The organism is Corynebacterium incognita, assembly GCF_014217255.1.
GTDB lineage: Bacteria > Actinomycetota > Actinomycetes > Mycobacteriales > Mycobacteriaceae > Corynebacterium > Corynebacterium incognitum.
This window is the reverse complement of the sequence record NZ_CP059404.1, coordinates 1,427,060-1,453,847: the sequence shown is the minus strand read 5'-3', so window position 1 is coordinate 1,453,847 and position 26,788 is coordinate 1,427,060. Positions and strand designations below refer to the sequence as shown.

Below are 26,788 nucleotides of genomic sequence, written 5' to 3'. Positions count from 1 at the left end.
CTAGTCTACGAGCGGGCAATGACATTGGCCACGTGCTCGTGGCCGCGCTTGTTGATGTGCACCGGCAGATTGCCTGGTCCGGCGTAGAAATCAATGAGTCCCGCCCAGTAGCGCTTGTGGTCCGGGGCGCACATGTTGTTGTCGCGGGTGGAGCGCTTCAGGTCCAAAAACTCGGTGCCGGTCGCACGGGCAAGTCCGATCTGCATGGACTGGGCGCGCGCCTCCCACTGGCCGATCTGCGGGAAGTGGGTGCGGTCGTAGACGTTCGGCGCGACGTGGAACAGGCACACCTTGTCGCCGGCGGCGATGTCCGGGTAGCCCACGATCTGAATGCGGGCATTGGGGGCCTTGGCCTTGATGCGGCGGATCTGCGGGGCGGTGTAGCGCACCCAGCGCTTGGTCAGCTGAGATTTGCTGAGGTGGCGGTTGTTGTAGGTGTCGTTGAAACCGGTGGACACCACGACGCGGCGGGTGGAGCGGTTGAGCGCACCAGAGCCGATGGCGGCGGAGACCTGCTCGGCCAGCTGCGGACCCTTGGACATGGACACGGCGCCGGCGCAAGAGAAGTCGCGGACACGCAGACCCATCTTGCGACCGGCGCGCTTGCCAAAGTTGTCAGGAGAGCTCGGGCAGTTGGTGCCGCGGGTCTCAGAGCTGCCGGAGGCGACGCGACCTAGGAGGTAGGCGGGCGACGAGGGGTCCGCCAGGACGGAGTCCCCGAACAACACGAGGTTGCGCTCGGCGGCTGCCGCCTGCGGAGCACCTACGATGGCGATGGACAAAGCGGCAACTAAGCTAACAAACTTCCGGAACACGCAAACCCTCCAACTATATTACTGGACAAAACTACACTATATTGTCACTCCAGAAACAATCGCAACAATCCCAAGGAACATTTCATGAAAAAGTCCCTCAACGCCCTGGCCTTTAACGCCAAGGCGCTCGCCAACTTTGTTCCTTCCCTTTTTAAGGCGGGCATCGTCGGGCCGCAAGCCCCGCTCGCCACTGCGGCCGCCCTCGCCCGCTACCGCTTCACCACCGCCCGCGAGGTCGAGCAGGGTTACACCGTCTGCCCCGAGCGCATCGCGCTTATCGACGACGAGGGCACCCTCTCCTACCGCCAGTTGCGCGAGGACTCCCGCAGCTTCGCGCAGTACCTCCGCGACCTCGAACTGCCCGAGCTTCGCCTGGGCATCATGGCCCGCAACGGCCGCGGCATGCTCATCCCGCTGGCCGCCAAGGGCTACGCCGGCGGCACCGTCTTCCTCCTCAATGTGGGCTCCTCCCCCGAGCAGCTGGCGGGCTGCATCGCGGAGAACAAGATCAACGTGTTGGTTTTGGACAGCGAGTTCATCGACCGCCTCCCGGACCTGGAGGACCTGCACGTGGTGGTGGGTCACGGGGCGTCGGAAAGCTTGCCCACGCTGGAGGGCATCCTCAAAAGCCCACGGCAGGTCGCGCTGCCGTACTGGCCTCAGCACGGCCACATCGTGCTGATGTCCTCGGGCACCACGGGCATCCCGAAGGGCATCATGCGCCCCGAACCCACGCTGCCGCTGGTGCTGGCCAGCATCATCCAAACGATGCCCTGGCGCGCGGACCAGAAGATCCAGCTCACTGCCTCGATGTTCCACACCTGGGGCTGGGCGGCGCTCAACATCGCGCTCGGCGCGCGCAACACGATTGTCACCCGACGCGTCTTTGACGCTGAGGCTGCGCTCGACGACATCCAGCGCTACACACTCGACGGCCTCATTTCCTCGCCGGTGTTCTTCAAGCAGATGGTGGACGTGGACCCGGGCAAGCGCTATGACACCTCCAGCCTGCAGTTCATTGCCTCAGCGGGCCACGCGCTGACCCCGCACATCGTGGCGGAGACCCACAAGCGCTTCGGCCCGATCCTCTGCAACGTCTACGGCTCCACGGAGCTCGCCTTGGCGACGGCCGCGTCCATGGAGGAGATCACCGCCGAACCGACGGTGGCGGGCAAGATCGCCTCGGGCACGGTGCTCAAGATTTTCGACGGGGACCACAACGAGGTCCCGCGCGGCCAGGTGGGCGAGATCTTCATGACCAACTCCACCGCCCTCATCGGCTACACCAACCCGGACATCCCGCTGCGCAAGGTCGACGGCCTGATTTCCATCGGCGACCTGGGCTACATCGACAACAACGACCGCCTGCACGTGGTGGGCCGCGCGGACGACATGATTATCGTCGGCGGCGAGAACGTGCACCCGCGCTCGGTGGCGGAGGTCCTGGAGACCATGCCGGGCGTCGCTGACGTGCATGCCGGCGGCGTGGAGGATGAGGACGTGTTCCAGCGCGTGGCGGTGTGGGTGGTGCGCACTGCCGACGCCGTGGGCGCCGCCGTGACTGCGGACTCCGTGCGCGAGTGGGTGCGCGACCGCCTGGCGGACCACTCCATCCCGCGCGACGTGCACTTCCGCGAGGAGCTGCCGCGCAACGCGACGGGCAAGGTCGTACCGCGGATGTTGTAGAAAAATTGGAGCCGCCTGTGGGAATCGAACCCACGACCTTCTCATTACGAGTGAGACGCTCTACCGACTGAGCTAAGGCGGCGCTGCGTTAATAGATACTAGCCCAGCGGGCGCGGGGGATAAAAATCACCCCGCCGATAGCTGACGCAGGCGCCCCACCATGCCGTCGAAGGCGATCTGCGGCGCCACTGAATACGAGATGTGCTCGCGGCACGTCTTGATGGCCTCCTGCGCCGCCACGAGCTGCGCGTCGCCCATGCGGCCCGCGAGCTCCTGTGCCAGGCCTGCGAAGTCCGGGTGGGTCGGCGCGATGTCCGTTCCCGCGAGCAGCGCGTCGCGGTAGATGCCCGCCAAATCCACCAGCGCGAGGTCCAGCAAGTCCCGCAGGCGCCGGGTCTCCCGCTTCTTCTGCGTCTTCTGGAGCTCCTTGACCGCGGCCTCCATACCCTGGGTGGCCTTGCCCGCGCCTTTGCCCTTGCCGCCGGCGCCCCACGACTGCCGCAGGCGCTCCACCTCATCCTCGTCTTGTTCCTTGAAGCCGTCCTTCGCCAGCTTGGTCACGGCCTTGAGCAGGTTGCTTACGGCGTGGAAGCCACCGGAGCCCTGGAAGACGTCCTCGGCGAGGTTCACGCTCATCGCGCGCAGCTTCTGGCTGTCCGCGTTGAACACCAGGTGGCGCGCCCGCCCCACGTTCCGCATGGAGGCCTGGGCCGCCAGTCGCGCGTGGTCCTCCGAGGCGCCTTCGGCCACGAGGATGCGCACGATCTCCTCCACCGACGGCGACGGGATATAAAGGTGCCGGCACCGCGAGCGCAGGGTCTGCGAGAAGTCCTCCGGGTCCGCCGAGGGCGCGCACATAATGATCACGGTGCGCTCCGGTGGCTCCTCCACCGTCTTGAGCAAGGCGTTCGACGCCGAGTCCACCATGCGATCGGCGTTGTCGAAGATCACCACGCGCCACGGCGCCACCGTCGGGTACGTGGCCGCACGCCGGATCACCTCGCGCGCGGTATCGACGGTGATCGAGAGTTCCTGCGGCTGGATAAACACCAGGTCGGTGTGGGAGCGCGCCTCCAGCACCGCGCGGCAGTTCGCGCACTTCCCGCACCCCAGCTCGTCGCCGTCGCACATGAGCAGCGCGGCGAAGGCCAGCGCCACATGAGACCGGCCCGAGCCCGGCGGGCCGGTGAACAGCCAGGAGTGGGACATGGCGGACGTGGGGGCGTCGGAAAGCCCACGCGCGGAGCGGGCGGCGGCAAACAAGGCGTCACGAACGTCGGGGACGTCGGCAAGGCGCTGGTAAATGCTCACCTGTCCTAGCTTAGCGGTTAAAGTATGAGGCATGGATAGAGTGGTGCGCGCCATCAAGTGGCTCTGGGGAACCTCCTGGCCGCTGTATTCGACGATGGTGCTGGGCGCCAACATTTCCGCCGCCGTAGCCGTCATGTTGTTCGTGCGGTTCTTCCTTCCCATGCCGGAGATCGCGGAGCTCTCCCGCAGCACCGTCAACCTGCCGGCCATCGGCGTGGCGTACGTGGCCTTCGCCGTCATCGTGGGCGTGCTGGTCACGCTCATGTTGTTCCGCCCCGTGCTGGATTGGCAGCGCAGCCCGGACGACCACGACCCGAATATGGTGCGCAACCTGGTACTCCGCATCCCCGTCTACCAGGCCGGGGTGGCGGCTTTCGTGTGGCTCGTCGGCATCGTCATCGCCGTGGTGATCGCCGCGAATATCTCCGGGCGCCTCGCCCTGGTGGTCGCGGTATCCACGGGCCTGACTGGCGCGCTCACCGTGCTCATTACCTACCTCCAGGCCGAGCGCCTCGTACGGCCCGTGGCCGCCACCGCGCTGGCGCGGCGGTTCGAGGACTCCCCCCTGGAACCGCCAATCAAGCAGCGGCTTATCTTCACGTGGCTCATGAGCTCCGGCGTGCCGCTGGTGGGCATCGTGCTGGTGCTGTTGGCCCAGCGCTCCGGGTTCTTCTCCACGGACGCGGACCTCACCCCGGCGCTGCTGGCGCTGGCGATCACCGCTATCGGCACCGGACTCATCGGTACCTTGTTCGCCGTGATGAGCGTGGTGGATCCCATCCTCGAGCTCCAAGACGCCATCAATCGTGTGCGCAAGGGTGAGGCCAACGTGGAGGTAGACATCTACGACGGCTCCGAGCTCGGCGTGCTGCAGGCCGGCTTCAACGAGATGATGCGCGGGCTGCGCGAGCGCCAGCGCGTGCGCGATCTGTTTGGCCGTTACGTGGGCACGGAGGTCGCCCAGCGCGCGCTCGAGGAGCGTCCGGAGCTCGGCGGCGAGGACCGCAAGGTGGCCGTGCTCTTCATCGACGTCATCGGCTCCACCAACTTCGCCGTGGACAACTCCCCGGAGCGTGTGGTGGAGGAGCTCAACCGCTTCTTCGAGCACGTCGTGGAGGTGGTGCACCGCAACAAGGGCATCATCAACAAGTTCCAGGGCGATGCCGCCCTGGCAGTATTCGGCGCGCCCCTGCAGGTGACAGACTCGACCTCCCTGGCACTCCAGGCGGCGCGCGAACTGCGCATCGAACTCCAGGGCCTGGAGCTGCAGGCCGGCATCGGCGTGGCCGCGGGGCACGTGGTGGCAGGCCACATCGGCGGCGCGGATCGCTTCGAGTACACGGTCATCGGCGACGCCGTCAATGAGGCCGCCCGCCTCACCGAGCTGGCCAAGGATACCCCCGGCGGAGTGCTCACCAACGCCTCCACGCTCAAGGGAGCTAACGAGGTTGAGCAGCGGCGATGGACGTTCATGAAGTCCATCGAGCTGCGCGGGCGCCGCAAGATGACGCAGCTGGCACGCCCCATCAGGCCTACGATGGCCGACCGTGCCTAGCCCGGCTATTATTCTCGTTCATGACAACGTTTTCCAACGAACTGACCTCGCAGGGCACACCCCGCCTCATCGCCCCCGACGTCGCCCGGGGACTCGCACTCCTGGGGATCTCCGCCGCGAACGCCACCACCGCCTGGTTCACCAACACCGAGATGGACCAGGCGGCAATGTTGGGCGGCATCAGCGCGGCTCACCCGGCGCTGGACAAGGTCGTCGCTATGCTCGCCGCGCTGTTCGTGCACAACCGCGGCCTGCCCATGTTCTCCACGCTGCTGGGCGTGGGCGTGGGCTTCATCGCGTTGAGCCTGTGGCGCCGCGGTTACCCGTTGGCTGCGGCGCGCGGGAGGCTCATCCGCCGGTACCTGTTCCTGGCGCTGTTCGGCGCCATCCACATGGTGTTCTTGTTCTACGGTGACATCATGCTCTTCTACGGCTTCGCCGGCGTGCTCCTAGCGTGCATGCTGGGGTGGAAGGACTCCACGCTGCTCAAGGTGGCCTACTGGCTCCTCGGCGCGGTGTGCACCGTCGGCCTACTGTTGGCGGCGGCCATGGCCTTCCTCTTCACTGACCCGGCCGTAGCGGAAGGGATCGCGCAATCAATGAACCCGTCGGCGTCCATGGAGGGCATGCCCGGCGCGGAGATGACGAACACCTACCCCGGCCTCGTACTATTCCAGGCATTCATGCTGCTGTTCACGTTGTTCTCCCTGCCCTTCATCGGCCTGGCCTACATGCCGCTGATGATGATTGGCTTCGTGTGGGCCCGCCAGGGCCGAATGGCCAACGTGGCCCAGTACCGCAAGTCCTTCCAGACGTGGGCCGCCATCGGCATCGCAGTGATGATCCTGGTGGGCCTGCCGTGGGGACTGAGCGCCATCGGGGTGCTGCCCACCCGCCTCGAGCCAGTATTTGCGATTATGAACTTCAGCGTGGGCATCCTCACCGGCCCGGCGATTCTGGCCATCTTCGTATTGCTTCTCGACGCCGTCCCCCACCCCGCTCCCCTATGGTTGCGGGTCCCGGCCGCGCTGGGCAAGCGCTCCATGAGCGGCTACCTGTTCCAGTCGGTGGTCTACCTCATCCTGGTCAGCCCGTTCGCACTGAACGTCGGCCATAACACCGGCGCCGCCGTGCAGCTGGGCATCGCGTTCACCATCTGGGCGGCGTCCCTGGCGCTGGCCTGGGCGCTAGAGATGGCAAACAAGCCGGGGCCGTTCGAGTGGCTGCACCGCCGGCTGAGCTACCCTACTTCTTCTTCGCCCCAGCCTTTACCACGCGCTTAGTGCGCGGGCTGGGCTTCTTCGCCGTCTTCTTGGTGGCCTTCTTCGGCTGCCCGGCCTCCTTGGCGCGGCGCTCCGAAAGAAGCTCGTTGGCGCGCGCGTCCGTCATGGCCTCTGGCTTATCGCCCTTGCGTAGCGAGGCATTGGTGACGCCGTCGGTGACGTACGGCCCGAAGCGGCCGTCCTTGACGGTCATGGGCTTGCCGGAAACGTCGTTATCGCCCAGCTGCTTCAGCGGCGGCTGCGCGGCCTGGCGGCCGCGGCGCTTCGGCTCCGCATAGATGCGGCGCGCCTCGTCCAAGGTGACCGTGAAGATCTGCTCCTCGCTAGCCAGCGAGCGCGAGTCCGAGCCCTTCTTCAAGTACGGGCCATAGCGACCGTTCTGGGCGGTGATGACCTCGCCGTCGGAAGGATCCACACCCACCTCACGTGGCAGGGACAAAAGCTTGAGCGCCTCCTCCAAGGTGACCGAGGAGGGCTCCATTCCCTTGAACAGTGACGCCGTCTTGGGCTTGAGCTTGTCCTCGACGTACTCGGCGATGCGCTTATCCTTTTGCTTCTCCGCCGTCTTGGTCTCCCAGTTCTTTTTGCGCTTGCCCTCGGCGGCGCGCTGCTCGTCCTCGGCGGCGCGCTCGCGGGCGACGACCTCGAGGGCCTCGGCCTCAGCCTTTTCGCGTTCGTCGTCACGCACCTGCTCGGTAACGTACGGGCCGAAGCGCCCCTCCTTGGCCACGATCATACGACCGTTGTCTGGGTTCTCGCCCAGCTCGCGCCCACCCTGCGGGGTGGCGAACAGCTTCTCCGCCACCTCCAGGGTGAGCTCGTCCGGGGTGGTGGCCTCGGAGATGTTGGCGCGCTGGTACTCCGGCTCGCCGTCCTTCACACCCACCTGGCGCTCGATGTAGGGCCCATAGCGGCCGACACGAACGAAGACGGGGCGGCCCTCGGCGTCGTCGAAAAGCTTCAGCGAGTTCACCGCGCGGGCGTCGATCTGCTCGAGGTTGACGTCAATGAGCGACTTCAGGCCGCCGTGGCGCGCAATCGACGCCGCCTTGTGATCGTTGTGCAGCTCCGCGTTGCCGAAGTAGAAGCCGTTGAGCCACTGCGTACGGTCCTCGTTGCCGGCGGCGATGGCGTCCAGCTCATCCTCCATGGACGAGGTGAAGTCGTAGTCCACGAGCTCGGTGAAGCTGTTTTCCAGCAGGCCCACCACGGCGAACGCCACCCAACTGGGCACGAGTGCGTTGCCACGCGAGAGCACGTAGCCGCGATCCTGAATGGTCTTGATAATCGAGGCGTAGGTGGACGGTCGCCCGATGCCGAGGTCCTCCATCTTCTTCACCAGGGTCGCCTCGGTGTAGCGCGCCGGCGGGTTGGTGGTGTGGCCGTCCGCGGTGATCTTCTCCACGTCCAGCGCGTCACCTTGAGCCAGCTGCGGCAGGCGCGCCTCACCCTTGTTGTCCTGCTTGCCGTCCTCGTAGGCACGCAGGAAGCCGGGGAAGTCAATGGTGCGGCCAGTGGCGGAGAACTCCGCCTTCTCGCTGGTGATGGTGACCTTCATGGAGGTGCCCTTCGCGTCCTCCATCTGGGAGGCAACGGTGCGCTTCCAGATGAGGTCGTAGAGCTTGTACTCCTCGGTGTCCAACTGGCTGGACAGCTGCCCCGGGGTGGCAAAGGACTCGCCCGCGGGACGGATGGCCTCGTGAGCCTCTTGGGAGTTCTTCACCTTGCGGTCGTAGGTGCGTGGCGACGCCGCGACAAACTCCTCGCCGTAGATATCCCGCGCCGCCGAACGAGCCGCGTTGAGGCCCTGCTTGGACAGCGAAGTGGAGTCCGTACGCATATAAGTAATGTGGCCGTTTTCGTACAAACGCTGCGCGATGCGCATCGTACGCTCGGAGGTAAAGTGCAGGCGCTTGCCCGCCTCCTGCTGCAGCGTGGAGGTCATAAATGGCGCGTAGGGGCGGCGGGTGTATGGCTTCTGCTCGACGGCCGCCACCTGCATCGGCTTGCCCTTAAGCTCTGCCGCCAGCGACTCGGCGCGCGCCTGATCCAACACCACTGCGTCGCCCTTGAGCTGGCCGTCGTCGCCGAAGTCGCGGCCCTGGGCCACGCGGCGGCCCTCCAGGCCCACCAGGCGCGCCTCGAAGGAGGTGGCCTCCTTGAGCAGCTCTGCGGACAGGTCCCAATACTCGGCGCGACGGAAGGCCATGCGCTCGCGCTCCCGCTCCACGATGACGCGGGTGGCCACGGACTGCACGCGGCCGGCGGACAGGCGCGGCATGACCTTTTTCCACAGCACGGGCGAGACCTCGTAGCCGTACAGGCGGTCCAGGATGCGGCGGGTCTCCTGGGCGTCGATGAGGTTCTCATCCAGCTCGCGGGTATTCGCCGCGGCCTCCAGGATCGCAGACTTGGTGATCTCGTTGAACACCATGCGACGCACCGGCACCTTGGGCTTGAGGACCTCGAGCAGGTGCCACGCGATGGCCTCGCCCTCGCGGTCGGGGTCTGTTGCGAGGTAGAGCTGATCGCACTGCTTCAGCTTGGCCTTGAGGTCCGCGACCTTCTTCTTTTTGTCGGCGCTCACCACGTACAGGGGCTCGAAGTCCTTCTCCGGGTTCACGCCCAAGCGCGCCCACGACTCCTTCTTGTACTTGGCAGGCACGTCGGCAGCCCCGCGTGGCAGATCCCGGATATGGCCTACGGAGGCCTCCACGATGTACCCATCGCCCAGATAAGGCTGAATCTTCTTCGCCTTGGTAGCCGACTCTACGATGACCAGGGTTTTTCCCTGACCGTTTGTACCTGCCACTGTGAGTTTCCCGACCTTTCGCCGTTGCGCGGTGATTGAAAGATTCCTGTATATATCATGACATCCTCGCACCCCGGAGGTCACAGATGCCACTTTCGTTGACACTAGCCTACATACTCCGCCGATTTTTATTGAATGGCATTATTTAATAGGAGTACCGACAGCAAAGGAGGCAAGGCCATGGTGGACCAGATCACCGCCTGGGTGGAATCGATGATGTCCACTCCGCTCATCTACCCGCTCGTCGGCTTCTTGGTGTTCATGGACTCGCTCATCCCGGCATTCCCCAGCGAAACTGTCCTCAACATGGTGGGCGCCTGGTCCGGTGCCCGCGGTATCCCCGACGTGCGCGCCATCATGGCGATAGCGGTGACGGCGGCCATCGTGGGCGACAACATTGCGTTCTTCTTGGGCACCAAGCTGGTGGGCTTCATCGAGCGCACGCCTAAGGGCACCAAGCGTTACGACGCCCTGTTGTGGGTCAGGCGCAACATGCGGCGCGGCGCCGGCGCGGCGATCATCATCGCGCGTTTCATCCCGTCCGGTCGGTGGTTCATGACGATCCTGCTGGGATCGGTGCGCTATCCGTGGCTGGCGTTCTTCTTCTTTGACTCCATCGGCGTACTGCTGTGGGCGGCACAGGCGGTGTTCATCGGCTACGTGGGCGGCATGCTCTTTTCGTCCAACCCGCTCATCGGCATGCTCTTTGGCCTGCTCGGCGCCTTCGTCATCGGTTTTGGCATCCAGTGGCTGCAGAATAAATACACCGAGTGGAGCAATATCCGGCACGGGTATGCGGAGACGCCCTAAAGGATCGCAAAAGCCGCGCCCCCGAACTGGGGAACGCGGCCTTATTTATATGAAAGCTTTAGAGAGCGGTCACGCCCTGAGCCTGCGGCCCCTTGGCGCCCTCGCCGATCTCGAACTCGACCTTCTGGTTCTCCTCGAGGGTACGGAAGCCGTTGCCCTGAATCTCGGAGTAGTGAACGAAGACGTCTGCGGAACCGTCGTCCGGAGCGATGAAGCCGAAGCCCTTTTCAGCGTTGAACCACTTAACGGTACCTTGTGCCATGATGTAAAACCTTTGCTTGAATATGTTGAAAACAACGGCCAACGTTGTGCTGGACGCTGGGCCGCCAATTTCGAACTATCCCGAAGATTTCACTCTTGGGCGCCCGCTTGTCTATCCTTTGCGAGCGCAAACACACTGCGCTAAGAACCACGTCAAACTGTGCGACCATGACCCAGTGTGTCACGTATTTTCCCCGTGCGGTACCCTGAGGGGATTTTCTTATAAAATCAGAGTGCTTCCTAACCACATACGGGGGTAGATCATGAGCGCGACCAACCCACTCGGCGACGAACTTTTAGGGTTCATCCAGCGCCGCCTGCCGGAATCGACGCTCACCCACGCCACCACCATCCCCGCCCGCCAGTCCCAGCATGCCCCCTGGCCGGAATGGGTCTTACCGGCGCTGCGCGAGCGGCTTATCGACGCCGGGATCACCTCCCCCTTCATCCACCAGGCGGCGGTGGCCAATGCTGCCTGGCAGGGGAATGACGTGGTGGTGGCCACCGGGACGTCGTCAGGCAAATCCTTGGGCTACCAACTGCCGATTCTCACAGCCCTGGCCGCGGACCCGAAGGCCTGCGCGCTGTACCTGACGCCCACGAAGGCACTGGGCAACGACCAACTGCTGGCGGTGGAGCGCTTTATCCGCGACATCGAAGAGCTGCGCGGGGTCCACCCCTCCCCCTATGACGGGGATACGCCGCAGGAGGCGCGCGCCGGGATTCGGGAGCGCTCGCGGTTCATTTTCACCAACCCGGACATGCTGCACATGTCGGTACTGGCGGCGCATGAGCGCTGGCCGCGGCTGCTGCGCAACCTGAAATACGTGGTCATCGACGAGTGTCACTCGTACCGCGGGGTGTTCGGCGCACACGTGTCACTGGTGGTGCGCCGCCTGCTGCGGCTGTGCGAGCTCTACGGTTCGCATCCGGTAGTCATCTCGGCGTCGGCGACGATGCACGACCCGGCCGTGCACGCCCGGCGGCTGACCGGGCGCGGCCACATCACGGCGGTGACCGAGGACGGCGCCCCCACCGGCGCGCGCACGATTGCGCTGTGGGAGCCGGGCTTTATCGAGGGCGCGGAGGGCCACGACGGTGCGCCGGTGCGCCGCGGTGCAACGTCCGAGGCGGCGGAGATCATGGCCAGTTTTGTTGCCGAGGGTGCCCGGACGCTGACGTTCGTACGTTCCCGGCGCGCCGCGGAGGTGGTGGCGCTGCGCGCGGCAGAAGACCTGGTGAGCATGGGTCGGCGCGACTTTTCTGCCCGCATTGCCTCCTACCGCGCGGGTTACCTGGCGGAGGACCGGCGGCGCCTCGAGCAGGCGCTGGATGACGGTTCGCTGCTTGGCGTGGCGACGACCTCGGCGCTGGAGCTAGGCATCGACGTGGGCGGGCTGGACGCGGTGGTAACCGCCGGCTTCCCGGGCACGGTGGCGAGCTTTTGGCAGCAGGCCGGGCGCGCGGGACGACGCGGCCAAGGCTCCGTCGTGGTGTTGGTGGCCCGCGACGAGCCGATGGACACCTACCTCGTCCACCACCCGGAGGCATTGCTGGGACGGCCGGTCGAGGCCAGCGTGTTCAACCCGGAAAACCCGTATATCCTGCACGATCACCTGTATTGCGCGGTGGTTGAGGCCCCGCTGACCGAGGAGGACTTCACCCGCTTCGGCGAACCGGATCACGTAGCAGCGCTGCTGCAGCAACTCCAGGAGGAGGGCCTGGTGCGGAAACGGCCGCGGGGCTGGTTCCCGGTCCCCCTGCTCGGCGCGTCGGACACCCCGCACTCTCAGGTAGCGCTGCGCGGCGGCACGGGCGATGACGTGATGATCGTCGACGGCACCGACGGTCGCCTGCTGGGCACCGTGGACGCGGGCCGGGCGTGCGGGCAGGTCCACGGCGGCGCGGTACACCTGCACCAGGGCGACAGCTACGTCATTGACCAACTGGACCTGGAACAGGGCGTGGCCGTGGGCCACCCGGAGGCCCCGGAATATACGACGATGGCCACTTCGTCCACGGACATCCGCATCCTCGCGGCGGCCGAGCTGCAGAACCTAGTGAACTACGCCCCGGGCCTGTGGGTCTCCTATATCGACGTCGAAGTCCTCGACCAGGTGACCGGCTACAGCAAACGCTATCCGGACGGATCCACGGGCGAGCAGGTCCCGCTGAATCTCCCCGAGCAGCGCCTAGTGACCAAGGCCGTCGCCTACACCATCGATCCGCTGATCCTGCGCGAGCTCGGCATCCCGCTGGGCGACGTCCCCGGTACCCTTCACGCCGCCGAGCACGCCGCCATCGGATTGCTCCCGCTGCTGGCGACCTGCGACCGCTGGGACATCGGCGGGGTATCGACCGCCTTGCACGGCGACACCCAGCTGCCCACCGTCTTTGTCTACGACGGCCACCCGGGTGGCGCCGGCTTTGCCGAGGAGGGTTTCCGGCGCTTCCACGAGTGGATGAACGCGACGTTTGAGGCCGTGCGCTCGTGCCCGTGCGCCACCGGCTGCCCCTCGTGCATTCAGTCCCCTAAGTGCGGCAACGGCAACAATCCGTTGGATAAGGCCGGGGCCATCACGTTGCTCGGGGCGCTGGTGGCCATGACCGCCTAGATTGGCCCGGCACGGGCAGTGACCTCCACCCCGCGCACCTGCGCGTGTACCACGACGTCCTCGCCCTCCGGGGTGCAGGCGGCGACGCTCCCGCCGTTGTGCGTGGCGACGTCCCGGGCCACGGCGCAGGGATCGCTGTCGCCATGAGCGAGCGCGGTGGCCGCTGCCACGGCGGCAAGATCCGCGGCAACTTGGGCTTCGTGCCGCGCGGCGACGCGGGAGAATATCGCGGTGACCGCTAGCGCCACGGCGACGACCGCCACGATGATCCCCAACGCCGCGATGGTGGCGTAACCGTCGTCATATGAAATTGTGCGACGCACCCGCTGCCAGCGTCTCATTGCTGTCCCCGTTCTTGGGGAAAGACGGCTTGCGCGCTGCGGGTGCCGAAAGTGGCGGGAACCGTCGCGGTGACAGTCACCAATCCCCCGGACTCCCGGACGCTTAACTCCACGTCCGGATTGTCGGGCACGAACTCCACGCCGATAGCGTGCGAGCGCGCCGCCGCGCCCGCGATATCGACGGCGGAAAGGTGCGCCGCCATCGTGGCCACGGCGGTGATAATGCCGCCGGCCACGAGGACAAGTACCGACAACGCCAGCGCGGCTTCAATGGTGACCGAACCCCGATCGTTTCCCATGATGTTTCTCCTTTTTAACGGGCTGTTTTAGCCCGGGGTGTTGGACAGGGCGTCGCTGATGATAGACTCCATCGCCTCAGAGACGTTGCCGCCGTTGATGACCATGTAGAGCACCGCCGCTAGCGCTGCTGCCGCTAGTGATCCCATGGCGTATTCGATGGTGGACATGCCGTTGTCGTTGTCCACGCTCGCCTGGGCGCGGGACAGGAGGTTGATGAGTTGGGTGTTCATGATTGTCCTTTCAGGATTAGTTGAGGTTGTTGGTGTCGGGGGCTCACAGCATCTGTGAGCCCACACTGATAACGATGGGCACCAGGCCCAGGATGATGAACGCCGGCAGGAAGCACACCGCCAGCGGCAGTGAGATGAGGACCCCGGCGCGCTCCGCACGCGCCGTTGCCTGCGCCTGCGCATCCTCGCGGAGTGTGTCTGTCAGGCGCGCACACCCGGCCGCGATGGCCGCGCCGGAATCTTCCGTGCGCACCACCAGGCGAGCTATCTCTGCGAGCCCGGCGACGTTCTTCATTCCTCCCCACGCCCTGTCGGCCCGCGCCCCGACCCCCAGCAGGGAGGCAGTCTCAGACCAGTAGCGTCGGGTATCCGGTCCCGCCACGCTCGCCACGGCCTCCGCCGCAGCGTGGGTGGACAGTCCCGAACTCAAACACGCCGCAAACAAATCGATGTCCGCGGCCACCTGCACCGCGTCGATGGCAGGTGGGGTGCCGCGCCACCAGGAGCGAGGAGGACTCCCGGTGGCCGGCGATGTCTCCGCGGTCGGGAATGAGGGGTGGGGCCCGTCCCGCGGAGACTGTCCCAACCGCTCCCGAGGCGCGCATCCGGCGACCACCAGCGCCCCGGCCAACAACAGCAATGCCACCATCACGCCGCTCCCTTCGCGGCGCCGGAGATGATCGCGGACGACCACACGAATCCCCCGCAGCTGAGACACACGCCCACCACCAACAAGACGCCGCCCAGTCCGCCGCCGAGCAAGAACTCCAGGGGCGCGGCTCCCATGAGCGTGCCCATTCCAATCCCGGCTCCGGGCAGCAAGGTGAGCACCACGGCCGTGGCGTGCGGGCCCTGCAGGCTGGCGGTGATGGAGGCTGCGTGACGACGTCGCGTGTCCAGCCGCGCCTGTGCTTGTTCCAGCAGGCCCGCGAGCGGGATGCCATAGCGCGCGCCAATAGCCCACATGCGCACGAGTACCGCGGTGGGATCGGTATCACGAGATTCCGGCAGCGCGGGTTGCCTGCCGTTATTCGCCGCTGCCATCACTGCACGCAGCCTCCCTTGTAGTGATTCCGGGATGGTGTCATCGAGCGCGTAAGCCAGGGCACGCGGGAGGGGTGATCCGGCCCGGACATCCGCGACGACCGCACCGTAGTAGTGCGCCATCGCCTCGGATTCTTTCTTGAGTCGGCGCGCCTGCCGGGCGCGTTGCACCGCGCGCGCCGCCGTGGCGAGCACGACAGCCCCGGCCACGGCGGTAGTGACCGTCCCGATGGACAGCAGCAGCGCGGCGCCTCCCACAGCGGCCACGCCCGCAACCAGCACCTTGGGCGGCAGACTGCGACCGCGCGGGCGGGTACGCGGGGGCCGCCCCGCAGCACACACGGCCCCGGCGAGCAGCAGCAACGAGAGGCTCGCATCAGTCAGCATGGCCCGCCACCACCTCGTCGTAGAAGGGGTAGTCCCACTCTGATGTCTCGCTGTCGCGCAGCGCGTGGCGGGGTGCAGCGCCCATACCGAGACGCTCTGTGAATGCCTCGAAGCCTTCCTGCGGGCCGCCGTCCGCGGACCACACCACGGTGGCGGACACGGGATTACCTTGTAAGAGCCCCACCTGCTGGAGGCGACGCTGCCCGCTGGCGTCGCGTTTCATGCATAGCACCACGTCCACGGCGGCAGCAAGCTGCGAGTGGAGGGCGTCCCGGCCCATGCCGCCAAGCGCGGCGAGGGCCTCCATCCGGGCAGGAACCTCCGCGATCGAGTTGGCGTGCAAGGTACCCGCGCCGCCGTCATGGCCGGTGTTGAGCGCGGCCAGCAGGTCCACGACCTCGCCGCCGCGGATTTCGCCCACCACGATGCGATCCGGGCGCATGCGCAGGGATTGCTGCAGCAGCGCTGACATAGTGATGTCGCCCGTTCCCTCGGCGTTCGCGCGCCGGGCGACCATCGTGACTACGTGCGGGTGCTGGGGCTTGAGCTCCGCAGTGTCTTCAATGACCACGATGCGCTCCGTGGCAGGCACCTGCGCCAGCAGCGCGGACAGCAGCGTCGTCTTGCCCGAGCCAGTACCCCCAATCACCACAAATGACACGCGCTGGGCGACCATGGCGCGCAACAGCTCCGCGATATCCGCGGGGATGGTACCGCCGGCCACCAGGTCGGGCAGTGACGTAGTGGCCTGGCGCAGCACGCGGATGCTCAAGCACGTGCCGTTTTCCGCCGGTGGTGCCAACAACGCGTGGATGCGCAGGCTGGTGCCGTCGTCGCGATGCAGGCGCCCGTCGGCGAAGGGCTGTGCGTCGTCAAGGCGCTGCCCGCTGGCGATGATGAGCCGCGTGGCGAGGCGACGCACCTGCTCCTCATCGCCGAGATTCACCTCCACCGGTTGCAAACCCTGGCCAGAGTCCACGAACACCGCGCCGGGCCCATTGACTACGACGTCTGTGACGCCGGGGCGCGCCAGCAAGGTCTCGAGCGCTCCGAGCCCGGTGGTTTCGTTGCGCAGGCGGCGCAGCAGGTCCATGACCGCCACGTCGCTAATAACGCCCGCGTGTTCGCGGATGCGGCGCACGAGCGCGGCTGGGTCCTGCGCTAAATCGGGGTGGTGCGCGATCTCATCTTGCAGCACCTCGAGGGTGTTATCAGTCATCGTGGTTCACCCGCTTCCGCAAGGATCGCGGCGCACGCCGTGCGCAGAGGCTTGGGCAGCCGGGCAGGTAACCCGCCGAGTTCCCCAGCGCGCGCGAGTCGGGCCACAGTGCCCACCTCCGCGAGCACGTCCGAGCGCGTCATGCGCTCGACGTCGGCAGCCTCTAACCCCGACCAATCGCGGTGGCGCAGAATGATCCCCGCAGGAGTGCCGCGTTGTCGCAGCTTCGCCAAGGTTGCAGCGGCGCACCCCACTGGTCTCACTTGGGCCGCGGTGACGACCGCGACGAAATCCGCCTGCTCGGGAATCTCGTGGCGCAGGCAATCCACGACGGTGGTGCCCTCTCCTGCCCGGGCGCCGTTGAGCACGGTGTCCAGCACCGTCCGCGACAGCGCGTCGGTGGCGATATTGCTGCGCTCGCAGGTGAGCACGGACACTCCCCCGGTGGTGGTCGGCACTGCGGCGCGCACGTCCCCGGCGTCCAATAGGCCGCCATCGGCCTGGATGTCTGGCCAGCGCGCGCCGGGGTGGTCCTCTAGCCCGAAAATCAGGTCCGCTCCGCCGGAATCGGCCACAGCGTCGACGAACAACGCGCCGCCTTCTCGTTCCGCGACGGTGGCAACCAGCGCGGCGGCCACCGTGGTGGTTCCCACCCCACCGCCGGCGCCGGTGACTGCGATGATGCGCCCGCGACCGCGGCCCGGCGCAGTCTCTTCAGGTCCCCGCAGCGCTGCGCCGAGCGCCGCGAGCAGCTCGCGGGATTGGGCGGGAAGCACGAAAGAGACCCCGGCGCCTGGTTCCGGTGCCACCACAAAGACGTCGTGGCGGTGTGCGAGTGCGCTGAGCTGCGGCGCGGTCTGCGCGTCTGCAATGACCGCGGTGGCCTGCGCCGCGTGGCGCGCGATGAGGCGCGGGTCCGTGGCGGAGACCAGCGCGCAGCCAGTAGCGGCCGCGGCGTGTTCCGCCTCGGCGTGCAAGGCCGTATTGTTCACCGCGATGAGGACGAGGCCCTCAGGCGAATTGGTGGTGAGTAGGTTGTGGTTCATGGCCCCTACTCTCGCCCGCCCACGACGTCAACGAAAGCGCTACGCCACCCCTCCTGTGGATAACTTAGCTCCGGCGCGCGGCGTCTGTGGATAACTCGGGTCTTGTGCCAACACCCTCTTGCGCGGACAAGGATTTTCGACTATAGGGGGCGGAAGAAAAATAGGTGTGACCCGCGCCTCGGGGGGGTGTGCGCGGGTCACGGTAACCCGGCCTCGGGGGGGTGAGCCGGGGCAGGCCACGCACATATCAAAGATACGGGGGCCTTGCACGAATCATTATGGCACGTGTTAGCGACAAGGACAATACCGGCCTAAGATTTTTCTGCTTTCGCCCGTCGGCACGCTACCGCGGGACGGGATACACTGGGCCAGTATGACAAACCGTGATGCAGCCGAGGAGCGCGCCCGCCGGGGTGGCAGCCTCGTGCCTACACACACGACGGCCGCGTTCTTCGATCTGGATAAGACGATCATCGCCACGTCCTCAGCGTTCGCCTTCGGCCGCGAGTTCCTCAACAACGGGCTCATCTCCCCCACCGAGGCCCTGCAGTTGTCTCTGGCCAAGGCCAGCTACATGGTCGCCGGGCAGACCAGCCAACAGATGGACTCCACTCGAGATCAACTCACGGACATGATCCGGGGCTGGTCCGTGGACGAGGTCAAAGACATCGCCCGGGAGACCATGAACTCCGTGGTGACCCCGGCGATCTACGCTGAGGCCCGCGAGCTCATCCGCTACCACCGCGCCGCGGGACACGAAATCGTCATCGTCTCCGCCTCGGCCGCGCCGCTGGTAGAGCTCATCGCCGAGGAACTGGGCATCGACAACGTCGTGGCCACCGAGTTAGAGGTCGTCGATGGCAGGTTCACTGGGCAGATCACCCGCTACCTCAAGGGCGCCGAGAAGGCCGCCGCCGTCCTCGATATCACTGCGTCCCACAACATCGACCTCGGCGCCAGTTTCGCATATTCGGACTCGGCCACAGACATCCCCATGCTCGAGCTCGTCGGTAATCCCGTGGCCGTCAACCCAGACCGCGGTCTCAAGAAGCATGCCGCCGACCACGGCTGGGATGTCCGCGCTTTTAAGAACCCGGTGCCGCTTTTCGTCATGCCGGGAGCCAAAGAGGTGGGCATCGGCGCGAGCGTGGTCGCCGGGGTGGCCGCGTGCATCGCCGGTGGCCTGTGGCTGGCGCAGCACCACGGCCTGCTGAAGCTCCCGAAACCCTAGACGGCCTGGGTAATCCCGTCGGCTTCCTTGGCCCCGGCCACGAGAGCGCGCAGGAGAAACCGCAGGGCGTCACCAGGCTGACCGGCGGCAAAGTCCCGCAGCGCCGCCTGGTACTGCGCCTTGTGTCGCAACAGGTAGGGCTCTGGTACCGCGAAGCCGCGCGGATCCAGGCCGGTGTGCACGGCCGCGGTGCGTAAGACGACGCGGCCGAGGGCTTCGCTGCGCTCCCCAAACAACTCCCGCGAAGCAATCTCTGCGTGCACCAGCACCGGCAGCAACGCATCGCGGCCCGGAACGTGCCCGGGGGCGTCGGCAAGCAACGCCCCCAGCCCACTGACGCGCGGGCCAGCCCCAGCAGCCGGGGTACCATCGCCACCGAGGACCACATCCAGGCGCGAGAAGAGGTGCAGCGGCGCGCGGGCGAAGTCGCGCACGGTCGCCTCATCAACCGCTGGCGCCAGCACCGAATAAGCACTCAGGAGCTTGTCGACGCCGCCTCCCGACACAGTTGCAGAATTGATATCTTCCGCCGATGCCACGCCCAAAAACAGCGCCGTCGAGCGCGCGCCGCGGGCCAAAGACTCGGCTGATATGACGTCATATTTCCGCAAACCAGCAGGTCTGCGGTGCACGCGCGCGATAGCGGCGGTCGCAGATTCAACGAGGTCCGCCACCCCATCCAGGGCCAATAACGCGGGGAACAGGTCGGTTCTCGGCATATCAACTACAATAGCCTGCGTAAAAAGTGGCACTATGGATAGTGTGCCCCAGAGCAACCTCGGGGCACGGAATAAGATTTAGACCAACAAAAGATTTTCGCGAAGCAGAAAGGTTTCCACTGTGAGCAACGACGGCCTGTACACGGACGGCTCCAACCAGTTCGGCGGGAAGGTGAACTCCATCCCGCTCTCTGATGCGGACGCTACCCACGCTGGCGCTTCCCTGGGCACCCTGGTGTCCAACGCCACGGAGCAGATGTCCAGCCTCATTCGCTCCGAGGTGGAGTTGGCGAAGACGGAGCTCGCGGATTCCGCGAAGAAGGGCGCCATCGGCGGTGGTATGTTCGGCGTGGCCGGCACCATCGCCCTGTACTCTTCCTTCTTCTTCTTTTTCTTCCTCGCGGAGCTGCTGGATCTGTGGCTGGACCGCTGGGCAGCCTTCCTTATCGTCTTCTTGATCATGGTGGTCTTGGCCGCCATCATCGGCTTCATTGGCTTTAAGAACATCAAGAAGGTGAAGAAGCCGGAGAAGACCATCAAGTCCGTCTCTGAGATGAAGAAGCTTGTCCCGGGTTCCGCTACCAAGCGCGTGAACGGCAACAACGGCCTGTACACCTAGTCTTCTCCATGCCTGCACAACCGCCGGTATCGCCAAATGTGGTAGAGCTGGACGGGCCGTTTGAGCACGAGATGCTCCACGCCCGCGGCATTCGCCTGCACGCAGCGGTGGCGGGGTCCCCGGAGGATCCCCTCATCGTGCTACTTCATGACGCGTACGGCGGTTGGCACGATTTTCGGGACTGTATCGCGCCTCTAGCTCAGGCCGGGTTCCATGTCGCCGCGCTGGATCTGCGCGGCTTCGGTATGTCTGACAAGCCCCCGGGGGAATCGGGGCAGGACATCCGCACGTTTATCGGGGACGTCGTGGGCGCCATCCGGGCGCTGGGACACGACGACGCCGTTTTGGTGGGCGCAGACTCGGGCGCGGCGCTGGCGTGGGGCGTGGCCTTGCAACACCCGGCGATGACGCGGGGGTTGATGTCCGTGTCCGGCGCTTTCCCAGTGGATATGCGCCGGGCTATTGCGGCGCGCCCCTGGGACTTTGGCTGGATCATCCTCCGCGCGCTGTGGTTCCGGATGCCGTCGCGCTTGGTCCGCCTCAAGCCGGGGTTTAATGAGGGCGCGATTCACCGCCATCTGCTCCTGAATACTGCGTCGCGCTACCACGGGACGGAGCACTGTGCGCGGACGCTGCGATTGCGTGCCGACGCCGCGCTCATCCCCCACGCTGCCCGGGGCATCATGTGGCATAACCGCCTGCTCACCGCCGTGGTGCCGGTGCAGTGGTTCAACCTCAAGGTGCAGTGCCCTACCCTGTTTATCCACGCCGACCAGGGGCTGTGGCGGCCGGTGGTGCGCCGCGCTGCGGCGCGTGTGGAGGCGCCGTTTTCCTCCCGCCATATCCGCGGGACCAAGAATCTGCCTCACGTGGAGGCGCCGGGGGATTTTGTGGACACGCTGTTGGGCTGGCTGCGCCAACACTAGTGACCACCCCCCATTTTGGGGCAATTATGTGCGAGCGGTCACTTTAAATATTCATTTTATGCACACCACAAATAGTGATGACCCCTAGGTTAACGACAGGTAAACCCCTATCAACCTGCATTTTTGCTGAAATGCCTACGCAAACCGCCCGATGAATAATGGGAACCGTTTTCTGAATTTTAGAAAACTGCTTGTATGTTAGCTCGCACACAGGGTAATTTTACCGTTAACCGATTCACACTTGATCGGGAGTTTGTACATCATCTCTCCGGAAGGTCCCTCAATGAAGGCTGTAAATACGGCGAAGAAGGCTCTAGCATGCACCTCTGCACTTGCATTAGCGCTAGGCCTGGTTTCCTGCTCCGACTCCAGCGATTCCGCGTCTGGGGGCGGCGACAACTACGTCTTGGCTAACGGCTCCGAGCCACAGAACCCACTGGTCCCCGCCAATACCAACGAGACCGGCGGCGGCCGCATCGTGGACATGATCTACTCCGGTCTCGTCTACTACGACACCGAGGGCAAGATCCACAACGAGGTCGCCGAGTCCATCGAGAAGAAGGGCGACACCACCTACGAGGTGAAGCTGAAGGACTGGAAGTTCTCCGACGGCTCCCCGGTGACTGCCAACTCCTTCGTGGACGCTTGGAACTTCGCGGTGGAGAAGTCCATGATGTCCTCTTACTTCTTCGAACCCATCAAGGGCTACAAAGACGGCGCCAAGGAAATGGAAGGCCTGAAGGTCATCGATGATAAGACCTTCACCATCGAGCTGAACCAGCCGACCGCGGACTTCGAGACCCGCCTGGGCTACTCTGCGTTCTTCCCGCTGCCCGAGGTCGCCTTCGACGACATCGAGGCCTTCGGCGAGAATCCGGTCTCCAACGGCCCTTACAAGTTGGAAGAGTGGGCACACAACCAGTCCGCCACCATCGTTGCCAACGAAAACTACGACGGCCAGCGCAAGGCGCAGAACGACGGCGTGAACTTCGCCTTCTACGCGCAGCAAGACGCCGCCTACACCGACCTGTTGGCCGGCAACCTGGACGTCCTCGACGCCGTTCCAGACTCCGCGTTCTCCACCTTCGAGGAGGAGCTGGGCGACCGCGCTGTCAACCAGCCAGCAGCCGTATTCCAGTCGTTCACCATCCCGAACACCTTCGACCACTTCAAGGGCGAGGAAGGCAAGCTGCGTCGTCAGGCCATCTCCATGGCCGTCAACCGCAAGGAGATCACTGACACCATCTTCCAGGGCACCCGCACCCCGGCTACCGACTTCACCACCCCGGTCCTCCCGGGCTACTCCGAGGACCTCGAGGGCAACGAGGTTCTGGAATACAACCCAGAAAAGGCCAAGGAGCTGTGGGAGAAGGCCGAGAAGATGGGCAAGTACGAAGGCCCGCTGGAGATCGCCTACAACGCCGACGGCGGCCACAAGGCATGGGCTGACGCCACCGCGAACTCCATCAAGAACACCCTGGGCATCGAGGTCACCGGCAAGCCTTACCCGGATTTCAAGTCCCTGCGTGACGAGGTCACCAACCGCACCATCAAGTCCGCTTTCCGTACCGGCTGGCAAGCAGACTACCCAGGCCTAGGCAACTTCCTCGAGCCGCTGTACGCTACCGGCGCCTCCTCCAACGACGGCGACTACTCCAACAAGGAATTCGACGCCAAGTTGAAGGAAGCGGCGAAGGCCGACGACGCCGAGAAGGCCAACGAGATCTACCTCGAGGCACAGGAAGTCCTTCTCGAGGATCTCCCGGCCATCCCACTGTGGTACTCCAACGTCACCGGCGGCTCCGCGGAGACCGTGTCCAACGTGACCTTCAACTGGAAGTCCGTGCCGGAGTACTACTCCATCACCAAGGAATAATTTCCAGGCATAGTATGCGGCCCCTCCCCGCATCTCACTGCGCGAAACCCCGGATGCTCACCAGAAATGAGCGACCGGGGTTTTGGCCCGTTTAGCAAACTTTGCTAATTTTATACTTGACACTCATTTTATAACACTAAAGGACTCTTTATGTTGCGCTATATTGGCCGACGCGTCCTCCAAATGATCCCAGTATTTTTGGGAGCCACGCTGCTGATCTACGCGATGGTCTTCCTCATGCCCGGCGATCCCGTGGAGGCCCTGGGCGGTGACCGCGGGCTTTCCGACGCCGCCCGCGAACGAATCATGGTCGAGTACAACCTGGACAAGCCCTTCCTGGTGCAGTACCTCCTCTACCTCAAGGGCATCCTCACCCTAGACTTCGGTAAAACCTTCTCCGGCGTGGCCGTCACCAAGGTGATGGCGTCCGCCTTCCCCGTGACCATCAAGCTCGCCCTCATGGCGATCGTCTTCGAAATCTTCTTTGGCATCCTCTTCGGCGTGTACGCCGGCATCAAGCGCGGCGGCTTCTTCGACTCCACCGTGCTGGTGATGTCCCTGCTCATCATCGCCGTGCCGTCTTTCGTTATTGGCTTCGTCTTCCAGTACGTCGTGGGCGTGAAGTGGGAGTTGCTGCCGGTGACCGTGGGACCGAAGGAAAGCTTCGTGTCCCTGCTCATGCCCGCCATGGTGCTAGGAGCGGTGTCGCTGGCCTACGTCATCCGCCTGACCCGCCAGTCCGTCAGTGAGAACATGCGCGCGGACTACGTGCGCACCGCGCGCGCCAAAGGCCTGTCCGGCAACACCGTGATGGGCCGCCACGTGCTGCGTAACTCGCTCATCCCCGTGGTCACCTTCATCGGCGCCGACCTGGGCACCCTCATGGGCGGCGCGATTGTCACCGAGGGCATCTTCGGTATCAACGGCGTCGGCGGCACCATGTACCAGGCCATCTTGAAGGGTGAGCCCACCACCGTCGTGTCGTTTACCACCGTCTTGGTGCTCGTCTACATCATCGCCAACCTGTTGGTAGACCTGCTCTATGCCGTACTGGATCCGAGGATTCGCTATGCCTAATACAGAATCGAACTTCACCGCCGCTTCCGCCTTCCCAGGCCAGGAGCACTTCATCGCCGAGACGGACGAGACCGGCCTCGGCGCCGTCGACGCCGTCAAGGACGACTCCGCACCTGCCTCCCAGTGGGCCGAGGCATGGCGCTACCTGCGCCGCCGCCCGCTGTTCTGGGTCTCCGCGGTGCTCATCGTGTTTGCACTGGCCATGGCGCTCGTTCCGCAACTGTTCACCAGCACGGACCCGCGCCTGTGCGAGCTGTCCAACTCGCTGGGCGATCCGCGCTCGGGCCACCCCTTCGGCTTCGACCGCCAGGGCTGCGACATCTACGCGCGCACCATTTACGGCGCCCGTGCCTCCGTGGCAGTCGGCGTTTTGGCCACCGCTCTCGTCGTGGTGCTGGGCGCCACCATCGGCTCCATCGCCGGCTATTTCGGCGGCTGGGTGGACTCCATCCTGAGCCGCCTCACCGACGTCTTCTACGCCATCCCGCTGGTGCTGGCCGCGATCGTCGTCATGCAGATGTTCAAGGAGCACCGCACCATCGCGACCGTGGTCTTGGTCCTGGGCCTGTTCGGCTGGGTCAACATCGCGCGCATCACCCGCGGCGCCGTGATGAGCATCAAGAATGAAGAATTCGTCACCGCCGCCCGCTCCGTGGGTGCCAGCACGTGGCAGATCATCACCAAGCACATCCTGCCCAATGCGGCCGCCCCCATCATCGTCTACGCCACCGTGGCGCTGGGTACCTTCATCGTCGCGGAGGCCACGCTGTCCTTCCTGGGCATCGGCCTCCCGCCGACCATCGTGTCTTGGGGCGGCGATATCTCCGCCGCTCAGGCCTCTCTGCGCACCCGCCCCGGCGTGCTCTTCTACCCCGCGGGCGCACTGGCTTTGACCGTGTTGAGCTTTATCATGATGGGCGACGCCGTGCGCGACGCCCTCGATCCGAAGGCGAGGAAGCGTTAAATGAATCAACCACACACGCCTACCCCATTGCTCGAGATGAAGGATCTGAAAATCTCCTTCACCTCGTCCACCGGCGTGGTTGAGGCCGTCCGCGGCGTCAACCTCTCCATCTACCCCGGCCAGTCCGTAGCCATCGTGGGCGAGTCCGGCTCGGGCAAGTCCACCACCGCCATGAGCATCCTGGGCCTGTTGCCAGGCACTGGCAAGGTCACCGGCGGCCAGATTTTCTTCGACGGCAAGGACATCACCAACCTCAGCGACAAGGACTACGAGGCGCTGCGCGGCTCCGAGATCGGTTTGGTCCCGCAGGACCCGATGTCCAACCTCAACCCGGTGTGGAAGATCGGCACCCAGGTCGAGGAGTCGCTCAAGGCCAACAACGTGGTGCCGGGCTCCGAGCGCCACCAGCGCGTGGTGGAGCTGCTGGAGGAGGCCGGGCTTCCCGACGCCGAGCGCCGCGCCAAGCAGTACCCCCACGAGTTCTCCGGCGGCATGCGCCAGCGCGCACTGATTGCCATCGGCCTCGCCGCGCGCCCGAAGCTGCTCATCGCTGACGAGCCGACCTCCGCTCTGGACGTCACCGTGCAAAAGCAGATCCTGGACCACCTGGGGACACTCACCAAGCAGCTGGGCAACGCCGTCCTGTTCATCACCCACGACCTGGGTCTGGCCGCCGAGCGCGCCGATCACCTCATTGTGATGCACCGCGGCCGCGTCGTGGAGTCCGGCCCGTCCCGAGCCATCCTGGACGATCCCCAGCACCCCTACACCCAGCGTCTCGTGGGCGCCGCCCCGTCCCTGACGTCCACGCGTATCTCCGCAGACCACTCGGACGCAGTGAAAACGGGCAAGGAGATCATTCGAGTCGAGAACCTCACCAAGCGCTTTGACATCCGCGGCTACCGCGGGGAGAAGAAGGAGCTCATCGCGGTCAACAACGTGAGCTTCGGCCTGCGCAAAGGCACCACCCTGGCGCTGGTGGGCGAGTCCGGTTCGGGCAAGTCCACCGTGGCGAATATGGTGCTGGGCCTGCTCGAGCCGTCGGAAGGCAAGATCTTCTACGGCAACACCGACATGACCACGTTGAACAAGAAGCAGATGTTCGACATGCGCCGCACGATGCAGGTGGTTTTCCAGAACCCCTACGGCTCCCTGGACCCGATGTACTCGATTTACCGTTGCATCGAGGAGCCGCTGGCCGTGCACAAGGTGGGCACCCGCAAGGAGCGCGAGGCCCGCGTAGCGGAGCTGCTGGACATGGTGGCCATGCCGCGCTCCGCGATGCGCCGCTACCCCAACGAGCTCTCCGGTGGCCAGCGCCAGCGCATCGCCATCGCGCGCGCCTTGGCTCTCAAGCCGGAGATCCTCGTGCTGGATGAGGCGGTGTCCGCCCTCGACGTGCTGGTGCAGAACCAGGTGCTGAAGCTCATGGCCGAACTGCAGGAGGAGCTCGGCCTGACCTACTTGTTCATCACCCACGACCTCGCGGTGGTCCGCCAGACCGCTGACGACGTCGTCGTGATGCGCAAGGGCTCCCTGGTGGAGCACGGGACCACGGAGGAAATCTTCAGCAACCCGAAGGAAGATTACACCCGCAACCTCATCGAATCCGTCCCTGGTCTGGGCTGGATGGAGCAGGCAGGCCGCGCCTAAACTGCCCC

Annotated in this window: 24 protein-coding genes and 1 tRNA gene; 12 read left to right on the top strand and 13 right to left on the bottom strand. The window is 65.2% G+C overall.

Going from position 1 to position 26,788, the window contains the following annotated elements; genetic code table 11:
• Window positions 1-5: 5 nt before the first annotated feature.
• Window positions 6-782, bottom strand: coding sequence for a GDSL-type esterase/lipase family protein (locus tag H0194_RS06740; protein WP_246388834.1), 777 nt, complete (start codon window positions 780-782; stop codon window positions 6-8).
• A 117-nt stretch (window positions 783-899) separates the two neighbouring features.
• Here H0194_RS06740 and H0194_RS06735 point away from each other — a divergent pair, with 117 nt between their 5' ends.
• Window positions 900-2,501 (top strand): AMP-binding protein, encoded by a 1,602-nt coding sequence (locus H0194_RS06735; RefSeq protein WP_185175177.1) that lies wholly within the window; start codon window positions 900-902, stop codon window positions 2,499-2,501.
• A gap of 6 nt (window positions 2,502-2,507) precedes the next feature.
• Here the strand turns inward: H0194_RS06735 and H0194_RS06730 are convergent.
• Window positions 2,508-2,583: transfer RNA gene (locus H0194_RS06730), tRNA-Thr, on the bottom strand.
• 44 nt (window positions 2,584-2,627) lie between these two features.
• Window positions 2,628-3,845 (bottom strand): DNA polymerase III subunit delta', encoded by a 1,218-nt coding sequence (locus H0194_RS06725; protein ID WP_185175176.1) that lies wholly within the window; start codon window positions 3,843-3,845, stop codon window positions 2,628-2,630.
• Here H0194_RS06725 and H0194_RS06720 point away from each other — a divergent pair.
• On the top strand, window positions 3,844-5,367 hold the full coding sequence (locus H0194_RS06720) for an adenylate/guanylate cyclase domain-containing protein (protein WP_185175175.1): 1,524 nt from the start codon (window positions 3,844-3,846) through the stop codon (window positions 5,365-5,367). The genes H0194_RS06725 and H0194_RS06720 overlap by 2 nt on opposite strands.
• Window positions 5,368-5,387: 20 nt before the next feature.
• Window positions 5,388-6,650 (top strand): DUF418 domain-containing protein, encoded by a 1,263-nt coding sequence (locus H0194_RS06715; RefSeq protein WP_185175174.1) that lies wholly within the window; start codon window positions 5,388-5,390, stop codon window positions 6,648-6,650.
• Here the strand turns inward: H0194_RS06715 and topA are convergent.
• Window positions 6,613-9,462, bottom strand: a complete 2,850-nt coding sequence (topA, locus tag H0194_RS06710) for a type I DNA topoisomerase (protein ID WP_185175173.1) — start codon at window positions 9,460-9,462, stop codon at window positions 6,613-6,615. The genes H0194_RS06715 and topA overlap by 38 nt on opposite strands.
• A 180-nt stretch (window positions 9,463-9,642) precedes the next feature.
• Here topA and H0194_RS06705 point away from each other — a divergent pair, with 180 nt between their 5' ends.
• The gene (locus H0194_RS06705) at window positions 9,643-10,272 is read left to right on the top strand and encodes a DedA family protein (RefSeq protein ID WP_185175172.1); all 630 of its coding nucleotides are present in this window, start codon (window positions 9,643-9,645) and stop codon (window positions 10,270-10,272) included.
• 58 nt (window positions 10,273-10,330) lie between these two features.
• Here the strand turns inward: H0194_RS06705 and H0194_RS06700 are convergent, their stop codons facing one another.
• Window positions 10,331-10,534 carry a cold-shock protein gene (locus H0194_RS06700; RefSeq protein ID WP_185175171.1) on the bottom strand — a complete coding sequence of 68 codons (204 nt, stop codon included), beginning with the start codon at window positions 10,532-10,534 and terminating at the stop codon, window positions 10,331-10,333.
• 262 nt (window positions 10,535-10,796) lie between these two features.
• Between H0194_RS06700 and H0194_RS06695 the strand changes: the two genes are divergently transcribed.
• A complete protein-coding gene (locus H0194_RS06695) occupies window positions 10,797-13,148 on the top strand; it encodes a DEAD/DEAH box helicase (RefSeq protein ID WP_185175170.1) in 2,352 nt (783 codons plus the stop codon).
• Here the strand turns inward: H0194_RS06695 and H0194_RS06690 are convergent.
• The 7 genes from H0194_RS06690 to H0194_RS06660 are packed head-to-tail and all read right to left on the bottom strand — an operon-like array spanning window position 13,145 to window position 17,715.
• On the bottom strand, window positions 13,145-13,489 hold the full coding sequence (locus H0194_RS06690; protein WP_185175169.1) for an Rv3654c family TadE-like protein: 345 nt from the start codon (window positions 13,487-13,489) through the stop codon (window positions 13,145-13,147). The genes H0194_RS06695 and H0194_RS06690 overlap by 4 nt on opposite strands.
• Complete coding sequence (locus H0194_RS06685; protein WP_185175168.1) at window positions 13,486-13,788, bottom strand: hypothetical protein; 303 nt, start codon at window positions 13,786-13,788, stop codon at window positions 13,486-13,488. The genes H0194_RS06690 and H0194_RS06685 overlap by 4 nt, the downstream gene beginning before the upstream one ends.
• Window positions 13,789-13,815: 27 nt before the next feature.
• A complete protein-coding gene (locus H0194_RS06680) occupies window positions 13,816-14,019 on the bottom strand; it encodes a DUF4244 domain-containing protein (RefSeq protein ID WP_185175167.1) in 204 nt (67 codons plus the stop codon).
• A gap of 43 nt (window positions 14,020-14,062) precedes the next feature.
• Complete coding sequence (locus H0194_RS06675; RefSeq protein ID WP_185176931.1) at window positions 14,063-14,668, bottom strand: type II secretion system F family protein; 606 nt, start codon at window positions 14,666-14,668, stop codon at window positions 14,063-14,065.
• The gene (locus H0194_RS06670) at window positions 14,668-15,450 is read right to left on the bottom strand and encodes a type II secretion system F family protein (RefSeq protein WP_185175166.1); all 783 of its coding nucleotides are present in this window, start codon (window positions 15,448-15,450) and stop codon (window positions 14,668-14,670) included. Before H0194_RS06670 ends, H0194_RS06675 begins: the two co-directional genes overlap by 1 nt.
• A complete protein-coding gene (locus tag H0194_RS06665) occupies window positions 15,440-16,669 on the bottom strand; it encodes a TadA family conjugal transfer-associated ATPase (protein ID WP_185175165.1) in 1,230 nt (409 codons plus the stop codon). The genes H0194_RS06670 and H0194_RS06665 overlap by 11 nt, the downstream gene beginning before the upstream one ends.
• Window positions 16,666-17,715, bottom strand: coding sequence for a CpaE-like family protein (locus tag H0194_RS06660; protein WP_185175164.1), 1,050 nt, complete (start codon window positions 17,713-17,715; stop codon window positions 16,666-16,668). The genes H0194_RS06665 and H0194_RS06660 overlap by 4 nt, the downstream gene beginning before the upstream one ends.
• A 373-nt stretch (window positions 17,716-18,088) precedes the next feature.
• Between H0194_RS06660 and H0194_RS06655 the strand changes: the two genes are divergently transcribed.
• Entirely contained in the window at window positions 18,089-18,946 is an 858-nt protein-coding gene (locus tag H0194_RS06655; RefSeq protein WP_185175163.1) for an HAD family hydrolase, read from the top strand.
• Here the strand turns inward: H0194_RS06655 and H0194_RS06650 are convergent.
• Window positions 18,943-19,665, bottom strand: coding sequence for an oxidoreductase (locus H0194_RS06650; RefSeq protein ID WP_185175162.1), 723 nt, complete (start codon window positions 19,663-19,665; stop codon window positions 18,943-18,945). The genes H0194_RS06655 and H0194_RS06650 overlap by 4 nt on opposite strands.
• 121 nt (window positions 19,666-19,786) lie before the next feature.
• Here H0194_RS06650 and H0194_RS06645 point away from each other — a divergent pair, with 121 nt between their 5' ends.
• The 6 genes from H0194_RS06645 to H0194_RS06620 all read left to right on the top strand — a co-directional run bounded on the left by H0194_RS06645 (window position 19,787) and on the right by H0194_RS06620 (window position 26,780).
• Entirely contained in the window at window positions 19,787-20,284 is a 498-nt protein-coding gene (locus tag H0194_RS06645) for a phage holin family protein (protein ID WP_185175161.1), read from the top strand.
• A gap of 8 nt (window positions 20,285-20,292) precedes the next feature.
• Entirely contained in the window at window positions 20,293-21,210 is a 918-nt protein-coding gene (locus H0194_RS06640) for an alpha/beta fold hydrolase (RefSeq protein ID WP_185175160.1), read from the top strand.
• Window positions 21,211-21,493: 283 nt separating this feature from the next.
• A complete protein-coding gene (locus H0194_RS06635) occupies window positions 21,494-23,086 on the top strand; it encodes a peptide ABC transporter substrate-binding protein (protein WP_185175159.1) in 1,593 nt (530 codons plus the stop codon).
• A gap of 150 nt (window positions 23,087-23,236) precedes the next feature.
• The gene (locus H0194_RS06630; RefSeq protein WP_185175158.1) at window positions 23,237-24,163 is read left to right on the top strand and encodes an ABC transporter permease; all 927 of its coding nucleotides are present in this window, start codon (window positions 23,237-23,239) and stop codon (window positions 24,161-24,163) included.
• On the top strand, window positions 24,156-25,127 hold the full coding sequence (locus tag H0194_RS06625; RefSeq protein ID WP_185175157.1) for an ABC transporter permease: 972 nt from the start codon (window positions 24,156-24,158) through the stop codon (window positions 25,125-25,127). Before H0194_RS06630 ends, H0194_RS06625 begins: the two co-directional genes overlap by 8 nt.
• The gene (locus H0194_RS06620; protein WP_185175156.1) at window positions 25,128-26,780 is read left to right on the top strand and encodes an ABC transporter ATP-binding protein; all 1,653 of its coding nucleotides are present in this window, start codon (window positions 25,128-25,130) and stop codon (window positions 26,778-26,780) included.
• Window positions 26,781-26,788 lie beyond the last annotated feature (8 nt).